This window comes from Nostoc sp. (genome assembly GCF_036919575.1).
Taxonomy (GTDB): domain Bacteria; phylum Cyanobacteriota; class Cyanobacteriia; order Cyanobacteriales; family Nostocaceae; genus Nostoc.
In genome coordinates this window covers 22,372-31,530 of record NZ_JBALBY010000012.1, presented here as the reverse complement: position 1 = coordinate 31,530, position 9,159 = coordinate 22,372, and the positions used below count along the sequence as shown (strand labels likewise).

Here is a 9,159-nt window from a genome sequence, read left to right as displayed (position 1 = left end):
AAAATAACTTACTTTCATAGTTGGAAGCATAATGTTGCCGCAGTTAATTGGAAGCATAAGCAAGCCATTCCGGCAATATTATCGTTCCACCGACATTTAGGTAATTTTGTACTATTTTGCCCCTAATGTCAGCGACGCTATATTTACCCCTAAAAGCAAAAATTGCTACCCTTAATACCCTACAAGCTCCTTTAATGACCGCTATTGATGAAGATAATTCTTCATCTAGCATCACTAATATTGCCCCACTGAGGACCGCGGACAACAATTCCATCGGGCATAGTGGTACGCCAAATCAAATTCCAACTATTACAGATCAATTCACTTCTGGTGTGGGCACCTTGGAAATCAGCATCAGCGAGAATAGCAGATTCGAAGGTAGGAAGATAGGCTCCGCGAAAACAAGTACCCGTAGCATTAATATTGTTCAAGTCAGTTCCCCGCAAATCAGTGTTGATGAACCCACTACGACAAACATTGGCAGCACACAAATTGGCATCCCGAATGATTCCTTCACTCAAACAACTACTAAGCATGAAAATCCCCCCCAAATCGGCTCCAGTCAAATCGGCTCCAATCAGGTAGACCTGATGGAGGACAGCTCCTTGCAGGTTGATATCTCGCAAAACAACACCGTCAAGATCGCTGCCTGGTCCACTATATTTAGAGGGGCGAGAGCCGTACTCAACCAATTCGACTCCAGCAAAGTTACGTTCCCCACTAGCATACCGCTCCAACAATTCATCACCAGTAATTTTCCAACGTCTTTTTTTCCATCCCATAATTTAAATTCCAATAACTCATCTCAAATACAAAATAACCCACTAAACCTCTTCGATCCCACCTTCAACATTGACCTCCAAATTGGGTAAATATTGCGATCGCTTAATTTACAGTCCAAAAATTTGGAGTTTAAAGCATAAATTCTTTGTTCTATTCCAGTCGATGCCTGAAATGCCGTAAAAACTTTGATAGTACATATGCTCACCTTGAAAGACTTACGTTAGCGAGTCAGCGAACATCATTACGAATTACGAATTACGAATTACGAATTACAAATTACGAATTACGAATTATTTTAATATCACCAATCAATTCATCAATCCTTGATTTTGTTGTGTTCCAAGAACACATAAAACGTACTCCTCCCACACCAATAAATGTATAAAACTGCCAATTCTTTGCTTTTAAATTGTGAATAACTCGTTCTGGCAGTTTAACGAACACGGCGTTGGCTTCTCTAGGAAACATCAAGTCAACGCCTTCTATATTTAATAGTTGATTTTCTAAGTATTCAGCACATTGATTAGCATGTCTGGCATTTTTTAGCCAAGCACCAGTTTCCAATAAACCCAACCAGGGAGCAGAAATAAACCGCATTTTTGAGGCTAGCTGACCTGCTTGCTTGCATCGATAATCGAAATCCTCTGCTAGGTCTTTGTTGAAAAAAAGAATGGCTTCACCTAATGCCATTCCATTTTTTGTACCACAAAAGCACAACACATCCACTCCAGTTTTCCAAGTAATTTCAGCAGGGCTTTGATTCATCGCGGCAACTGCATTTGCAAAACGAGCGCCATCCATGTGAATCTTTAAATTATACTTTTTCGCAACTTCTTTAATTTTCAGAAGTTCTTCAACAGAATATAAAGTGCCTAATTCAGTTGATTGCGTGATGCTAATAACTTTAGGTTTGGGATAATGAATGTCAGTACGTCTAGTGACAATTGCCTCTATCGCCTCTGATGTTAACTTGCCATTTTTACCTTGAGCAAGTAACAGTTTAGAGCCATTAGATGCAAATTCGGGTGCGCCACATTCATCTGTTTCTATGTGAGATGTTTCATGACAAATGACGCTGTGATATGACTGACAAAGGGCAGCTAAAGATAGAGAATTTGCGGCTGTACCGTTAAAGGTAAAAAATACTTCACAATCAATTTCAAAGAGTTCCCGAAAATAATCTGCGGCTTTTTGAGTCCATTCATCATTTCCATAGGCTGGAACACTACCTTGATTTGCCCTAATCATATATTCCAGCGCTTCTGGGCAAATACCAGATGAATTATCACTTGCAAACTGCTCTAAGTTATTATTCATAATTTCTCTGTTGATTTTTCTTAGTAATTGTTACAATATTAGTGAATAATTTTAGCAGTTGCCAACTCTTGCTAATTACAATAATCTTCGAGGGTAGTAAACTAAACGTTTCTATAGCCGTACTTAATTATTCGTGAATAACAAGATTCCCGAATTTTTAGAAAATTCGGGAATCTGAAGCTTTTGATTTTCAGGAATCAGAGGATGTTTTAAAAGTAGTTCGCTGTGATTTTAGGCACTTATTGATCCCCCCTAGCCCCCCTTAAAAAGGGGGGAACCGGAATTAAAACAAGTCGCAAGTCGCAAGTAAGTTTTGTGACTCTTATTTAGACCCCGACCCAAAACGTTCTGGCAATTGATGGCAGGGTAGTTAAACCCCTAAACTTAGTTAAAGTCCCCCTTTTTAAGGGGGATTTAGGGGGATCTAAAACGTTTTGTTAGCGACAAGAGGACTTTTAAAATATCCTTTCAAATATAATTGCTAGAGATTGCATCAAGCTGTTAATTAGTTTTCGTTTTTGTAGCTTTTCTCTGAGTAGTTACAGCCAGAGTTAGTATATCTCTAATATTAAATAACGTTGCTGATGTCCAAAAAAACTGGAGTCTTAGTTTCCGGTTATTGAGACTTTAGATTATTAGGGTGTCTTCGTCAGCTTTGCGTTGAGGGGATTATAGGACGTTAAACATCGCAAATAACTAAATATTATGCTAAAAAAATAAAGTTTGCTAATCAGAACGCTAATCGTATACTTATAATGTAACATAAAATGCCCTACCAATAGAATAACTATGACATCACTCTTGTAGGGTTAAAAATTGGAGAACCCGCCCAAGGCACTGGCTCACCAATGACTAATGACTAATAACTAATGACTAATGACTGAACCATTGATTGAACTGAAAGGTGTTTCTAAGTCCTTTGGTAGCCATAAAGTTCTAGATAATATAGACTTGACCATTTACCGGGGGGAAGCACTGGGGATTATTGGGCCATCAGGGACTGGTAAATCAACTATTTTACGGGTGATGGCGGGGTTACTTAATCCCGATGAAGGAGAAATTTATGTGCAAGGAGTGCGGCGAGACGGTTTGATTGAGGATGGTGCCCAGCAGGTTGGCATTGGGATGGTGTTTCAGCAGGCGGCGCTGTTTGATTCGCTGACGGTTGACGAGAATGTGGGATTTTTACTTTATCAAAATTCAAAGCTACCGCGATCGCGCATCCGAGATTTGGTAAAAGAAAAATTGGAGATGGTAGGTTTGCCAGGAATCGGCCACCTCTACCCAGCCGAACTTTCTGGGGGAATGCGAAAACGGGTAAGTTTTGCCCGGGCGATTATGTCTAACCCTGATAGTCCCACAGAAGGCCCAGAAGTTCTACTATATGATGAACCGACAGCCGGACTTGATCCCATTGCCTCAACAGTAATCGAAGATTTAATCCGTTATTTGCAAAGATCACATGGAACTTGTGGTACTTATGCCGTTGTTACCCACCAAGCCAGCACTGGCCGCCGTACTGCTGATAGAATTATATTTCTCTATGAAGGTAAAGTACAGTGGCAGGGTACAGTTAGTGAAATACACAACACAGAAAATCCGTTGATCAGACAATTTATCAGTGGAAGTGTGGAAGGACCGATTCAATTCGTCGGCTAGAAACTTAAAAGTGAAGAGTTAGGAGTTATGAGTGAGGAGTTAAAAATGAGGAGTGAGGAGTTAAGAGTGAGGAGTGAGGAGTTAAATTCGACTCATAACTCCTAACTCCTAATTCGTTGTTGGTGGAGGCAAAAAAATGCGAGGTCTTATTTATGACAAGCAGCTTCGCGTCTGGGCGAACATTTAGAGAAGGCTCTGTGGGGTTATTACTCGTGCTAGGACTAGGGGTATTTGGATTACTGTTTCTGTGGTTAAATAGATTCAGTGCTGCTGGCCGTTCATACAAAGTTATTGTGGAATTTGCTAACGCTGGCGGAATGCAAAAGGGAGCAGCAGTTCGCTATCGCGGCTTTAAGGTAGGAGCTATTTCCCAGGTTCGACCAAAGCCAAATGCCATTGATGTAGAAATTGAAATTGCCCAAGCTGACTTAATTATCCCCCGGAATGTCGTGGTGGAAGCTAATCAAAGCGGATTAATTAGCGAAAGTATTATCGACATCACACCAAAAGCAACCTTACCTGCTGGGGTTGTGCTTGCTAAACCCCTAGATAAAAATTGTGATACCAGTCTCATAGTCTGTAATGGCTCTCGATTAAAAGGTCAGGTTGGGATCAGTGTTGATGAACTAATTCGCAGTTCAACTGACCTAGCCACTGCATACAATGACCCAAAATTTTATAGAAATGTCAATGGGGTTTTGGAAGCAACTACAGGCGCAGCATCCAGTTTTACTGAGCTAAGTCACGATCTCCGAGGTTTGACTAAAAGCTTACGACAACAACTAAATACCTTTTCAGCCACGGCTAATTCAGTGCAACGGGCGACAAACCAACTTAATACATCTGCAACTCAAACTATAGATAAATTCGGTGCAACTGCAACTCAAGCAAATCGTTTGCTGAACAACCTGGATAATCTGTTGACCACAAATCGTTCGGCGCTGGTTGGTGCTTTGAACAATATCACCGAAACCAGCAACCAACTGCGTGTTACAGTCAGTAGTTTATCACCATCTGTCAATCGATTGACTAAAGGAGAATTGCTCAACAATTTAGAAACTCTTTCGGCAAATGCAGCCCAAGCCTCAGCTAATTTACGCGATGCTTCTAAAACCTTAAACGATCCAAAGAATGTGGTGCTGCTGCAACAAACTTTAGATTCAGCACGAGTAACGTTTGAAAATACCCAAAAAATTACATCTGATTTGGATGAATTGACAGGTGATCCGACTTTCCGCAAAAATCTGCTGCAATTGGTGAATGGTCTAAGTCATTTAGTATCTTCTACACAACAGATGCAGCAACAAGTGCAAGTTGCTAGTACTCTCGATTCGGTAAAAGCTGCTGTGAGCAAACCAAATAATCTAATTCCTACCCCAGCACCAACCCAACAGGCGGTGTTTCATGACAAATCTTTACCCGTCTATACAATTAATCCCTCACCTGCTAATTTTGAAACTGCCGATACCAACCTTCAACCAACCCCCAGTGAGTCTATCCCGAATTCATCCCAAGAAGACCTCTTGAAGCAGCTGCGGGAGTATGGTAAGCAACGGGAGCAACTGGAGACGGGGAAATAGGCAATACAGCTTGACAATTTTAAGTTAGATATTTTACTGTAAGGTGAGTGTGTTGAAGCTCATCTACACCACTCCCCAGAACCTTGAAAACCGCATAATTCCGTTGACTGGTGTCGATTGTTTGCACAGTAAGGGTTTCCGGCTGTAAAATCCATTGCTTATTGAGAATTTTTGGAGAGTTGTTGATAATTTAAAAAGTGGTGTCGATTTGGGTGTCTCAAACCCTTGCTCAGTAAGCTTTCCAGAACGTAACTCTTTACATAACCACTTCCCCTAACGGGGATGGAAACTTTTTGAGTTCCCCGTCTCTAAAAGAGGCCCGCACTTCTTCTTTACATAACCACTTCCCCTAACGGGGATGGAAACGCTAGCTCTGCTGCTGCCATCAGCGCTTCGACTGCCTTTACATAACCACTTCCCCTAACGGGGATGGAAACGATTCCAATAGTCGCGCACTTGCGGTATTGCAAGCGACTTTACATAACCACTTCCCCTAACGGGGATGGAAACCTTTTTTGATCCGCTCGTCGCTATACCCCGTTCCATAGCCTTTACATAACCACTTCCCCTAACGGGGATGGAAACTGCAATCTATTGGCAGAACAACTTGCGCAACATTGGACGAACTTTACATAACCACTTCCCCTAACGGGGATGGAAACGGACAGCCCAGAGTGGCTCCACAGCCACTGGGACTTTACATAACCACTTCCCCTAACGGGGATGGAAACTGTATCTAGTATGTGCAGCAGATTCGCTGCTGCTAGCGATCGCGACTTTACATAACCACTTCCCCTAACGGGGATGGAAACGTCAAGAAACAATCCATGAAGATGGATTGTTGGTGTCCTTTACATAACCACTTCCCCTAACCGGGATGGAAACCGATATCGGCATCACACCCGAAAACTATGATTTTCGGACAACTGACAACAATCAATATTTGTCATTCAATATTTGCAACGCTTTTTGTAAAGTACTTAACGGTCTACCTGACTTTTCACGGTATCTGAAAACCTCTCTCTAAATCTCTCTCCTAGAAGGAGAGAGACTTTGAATTTTCCCCCTTCCTGCGTCGGGAAGCAGGGTGGTTCCATACAAGCAGAGGAAAAACTAAAACTAGGTTTCAAAGCCTCTCCCCGCTTGCCTAACGGCAGGATGACGCCAACGGGGAGAGGAATGGAAGCGGGGTCAAAATCTATGGTTATCAGGACTTACGCAAACAATAGCTGAAAAGAGTGATTTTCTTCTTAGGGCAATTCATGAATTGCCCCAGAGCGCGTGTGGTTTTGCGTAAGTCCTAGTTATAAATGAGAAATAAAGACTTCCATATTTTTATTTTTTCGTATGAAACCACCCTGCCCTTCCCGCGTGGGGAAGGGGGTTAGGTTTTTCTACTCTCAATGAGTGTAAAAAGCCTTGTCAAACCTCACCCCAACCCTCTCCGTGGGTTCGGAGAGGGAGCAAGAATCTTGTTTCTCATCTGGTATATTTGCAAATATGAATCTTGGAATTAATTATGACTAATCCTACAGAACTACTGCGATCGCGTTACGGTGAAATTCCCTTCAATCCCGAAATTGAATGGAATGATTCGCTGACAGCACTACTATCTCACCGTTCAATCCGATCTTATCTAGCTTCACCTCTACCACCGGGAACTCTGGAGTTATTAATTGCCGCCGCCCAATCTGCATCTACTTCTTCTAATTTGCAAACCTGGAGTGTGGTAGCAGTTGAAGATCCACAGCGCAAAGAGGAGTTATCCAAATTAGCGGGAAATCAAGCACATATTAAGCAGGTGCCTTTATTCTTGGTTTGGTTAGCAGACTTAGCACGTCTGAGTTACGTTGCTGACAGTCGCGGTATATCTGATGATGCGCTGGAATACTTGGAAATGTTTGTGATGGCAACAATCGATGCAACTTTGGCGGCGCAAAACGCAGCAGTCGCAGCTGAGTCACTCGGCTTGGGAACAGTATATATCGGCGGAATCAGGAACCGTCCACAAGAGGTAGCAGAGATATTGAATTTGCCCTCCTCTGTGTATGCTGTATTTGGGCTATGTGTAGGCTATCCGAATCCTGAAGTAGAAGCAGCGATTAAACCACGTTTGCCACAATCAGCCGTGCTGCACCGTGAAACCTATAAATTGGCAGAGCAAGAAGAAGCGATCGCTCACTACAATGACATCATCAAAGAATTCTATACTGAACAAAAGATGAATGTTGCTGGTGATTGGTCAGAACACTCAGCCCAACGGATCGCAACTGTCGAGTCATTGAGAGGACGCGATCGCTTGCGTGAAGTTCTCAATCACCTCGGCTTCAAATTACTATGAGAAGGAGTCAGAATTCAGAATTCAGAATTCAGAATTCAGAATTCAGGAGTCAGAATTTTTCTTCGGGAAATAACAAGAATCAAGCCGTGAGAATAATTTACTACTAAGTTGAAAGGCGATCGCACCCAGATTGAACTAATTTTCAGATAGAGATGCGATCGCCTCACTGGTTTCATTTACTGACTAACTCGTAGTTCCAGGTATAAAAACCGATTTGATTGGGAACTCTAGAGAATCGCCCTGTGCGATAACCCCGCGATAATTCTTTCTGTACCGCGCTTTTGACCAGTTTAAGTTCATGTTCAGCAAGTTTTCCATAAATCCCTTCAATGATTTCATTAATACTGAAAATTTTTGAAGAATTTTGTTCTAAAAAATCGGAAATGGCATCAATCAAAATTAGCCCTTCAAATGCTTTAAGCTTTGGTATTTTTTGAGGTTTTGTTTCGCTAAACGATTTCTGATTTTTGTGCTTGTTTTGCCCAAAGGAATTTTTAGTTTGATTAGAGGTCAGCAAACGTGAATCTAGGGTATAATATCCAGGCTTACTTTTGACAATTGACCATTTATTGGTTTCTCTACCTTGGGTAAGTGAAGATTGAACTCGACCTTTAAGTAGTTTGAAGATATCTGGCTCTAACTCTCCATAGAGCGATCGCACGATCGCGTCTATGTGAACAATTGTGCCAATCTCTTCTGCCAACAGCCGTTCAATCGCTTCAGTGCGACTTAAAGATTGATACTCTGGCAACATGGGAATTTCTACCCCATATAGCGATCGCTGTTGAGTTGATGTTTCTATAAGTGGTAATATCGGTAGCTCTGATAATTCCAGAGTATCTGTAGCTGCCTCAAATCCTCTAGACTCGGAATCGTCCAATTGCAAGAGTTCAAAAGGGCGAGGTTCTTCCAGTTCTATATCAGAGCGATCAGCGAGAAATAATAAAGAATTCTCTTCTTTTTCAGGGTTGAATTCTTGGTCGGCTACCTCCGAGGCAAAAGACCAGTTAGATAACAAAGCTTCTACATGAGTGAGATTAGCTTTGGCTTCGGTATATAGTTTTTCGTAGTGTTCAACTTTGGGTGCGTAGTAATCTCGCAATGCTAACAGTGGCTCTAAGGCGCTTTGGGGAAGCTCTAAGGGGAAGGGGCTATTCATAAAATTAAAGTTAGCTAGGATTTGATGCCGCAAGGTTATAAAGCAATATATTTTAGCATTGACTAATACTAGCATTTTAATAATACTTACTAAGACCTCTGTCCTCGGTCAAGGTAGACAATTTTTCATTGAAATCCCGGCGGAAATTTTCGCTATTTATAAAAAAATAAATATATCTGGGAATAATAAATCTATAAATTCTCAAGATTTGGCGGAATTATAAAATGTCTAATTGGCAAAACTTTCGCTCTCTGTTGGGGCGAGTTCGCTATTGTCTAATTTTCCTGGCTGCCCTCTGGTTGAGCTTAGGGATTCCGGGT

Annotated in this window: 7 protein-coding genes and 1 CRISPR repeat array; of the genes, 3 read left to right on the top strand and 4 right to left on the bottom strand. The window is 41.7% G+C overall.

Annotated features, from left to right (window positions below):
- Positions 1 to 221: 221 nt before the first annotated feature.
- Together V7K27_RS04830 and V7K27_RS04825 are read right to left on the bottom strand one after the other, a co-directional pair.
- Entirely contained in the window at positions 222 to 782 is a 561-nt protein-coding gene (locus V7K27_RS04830) for a pentapeptide repeat-containing protein (protein WP_334944841.1), read from the bottom strand.
- Positions 783 to 1,059: 277 nt separating this feature from the next.
- Entirely contained in the window at positions 1,060 to 2,100 is a 1,041-nt protein-coding gene (locus tag V7K27_RS04825; RefSeq protein ID WP_334944839.1) for a threonine aldolase family protein, read from the bottom strand.
- 876 nt (positions 2,101 to 2,976) lie between these two features.
- On the opposite strand from V7K27_RS04825, the gene V7K27_RS04820 reads away from it, so the two are divergent.
- The 3 genes from V7K27_RS04820 to V7K27_RS04810 all read left to right on the top strand — a co-directional run bounded on the left by V7K27_RS04820 (position 2,977) and on the right by V7K27_RS04810 (position 7,680).
- Entirely contained in the window at positions 2,977 to 3,759 is a 783-nt protein-coding gene (locus V7K27_RS04820) for an ABC transporter ATP-binding protein (protein ID WP_334944837.1), read from the top strand.
- A gap of 152 nt (positions 3,760 to 3,911) precedes the next feature.
- Positions 3,912 to 5,339 (top strand): MlaD family protein, encoded by a 1,428-nt coding sequence (locus tag V7K27_RS04815; protein WP_334944835.1) that lies wholly within the window; start codon positions 3,912 to 3,914, stop codon positions 5,337 to 5,339.
- A gap of 254 nt (positions 5,340 to 5,593) precedes the next feature.
- A CRISPR array of direct repeats spans positions 5,594 to 6,224; the repeat unit is 36 nt; unit sequence CTTTACATAACCACTTCCCCTAACGGGGATGGAAAC.
- 634 nt (positions 6,225 to 6,858) lie between these two features.
- Positions 6,859 to 7,680 (top strand): NADPH-dependent oxidoreductase, encoded by an 822-nt coding sequence (locus tag V7K27_RS04810; RefSeq protein WP_334944833.1) that lies wholly within the window; start codon positions 6,859 to 6,861, stop codon positions 7,678 to 7,680.
- Between the two features lie 35 nt (positions 7,681 to 7,715).
- Here the strand turns inward: V7K27_RS04810 and V7K27_RS04805 are convergent, their stop codons facing one another.
- Positions 7,716 to 7,856, bottom strand: a complete 141-nt coding sequence (locus tag V7K27_RS04805; protein ID WP_334944831.1) for a hypothetical protein — start codon at positions 7,854 to 7,856, stop codon at positions 7,716 to 7,718.
- Positions 7,853 to 8,839, bottom strand: a complete 987-nt coding sequence (locus V7K27_RS04800) for a hypothetical protein (RefSeq protein WP_334944830.1) — start codon at positions 8,837 to 8,839, stop codon at positions 7,853 to 7,855. Before V7K27_RS04800 ends, V7K27_RS04805 begins: the two co-directional genes overlap by 4 nt.
- Between the last annotated feature and the right edge of the window lie 320 nt (positions 8,840 to 9,159).

What these genes read in the sequence shown, in the direction of transcription:
- V7K27_RS04800 (WP_334944830.1), bottom strand. Translation starts at nt 8,839, where the DNA reads ATGAATAGCCCCTTCCCCTTAGAGCTTCCCCAAAGCGCCTTAGAGCCA.
- V7K27_RS04805 (WP_334944831.1), bottom strand. Translation starts at nt 7,856, where the DNA reads ATGAAACCAGTGAGGCGATCGCATCTCTATCTGAAAATTAGTTCAATC.
- V7K27_RS04830 (WP_334944841.1), bottom strand. Translation starts at nt 782, where the DNA reads ATGGGATGGAAAAAAAGACGTTGGAAAATTACTGGTGATGAATTGTTG.
- V7K27_RS04820 (WP_334944837.1), top strand. Translation starts at nt 2,977, where the DNA reads ATGACTGAACCATTGATTGAACTGAAAGGTGTTTCTAAGTCCTTTGGT.
- V7K27_RS04825 (WP_334944839.1), bottom strand. Translation starts at nt 2,100, where the DNA reads ATGAATAATAACTTAGAGCAGTTTGCAAGTGATAATTCATCTGGTATT.
- V7K27_RS04810 (WP_334944833.1), top strand. Translation starts at nt 6,859, where the DNA reads ATGACTAATCCTACAGAACTACTGCGATCGCGTTACGGTGAAATTCCC.
- V7K27_RS04815 (WP_334944835.1), top strand. Translation starts at nt 3,912, where the DNA reads ATGACAAGCAGCTTCGCGTCTGGGCGAACATTTAGAGAAGGCTCTGTG.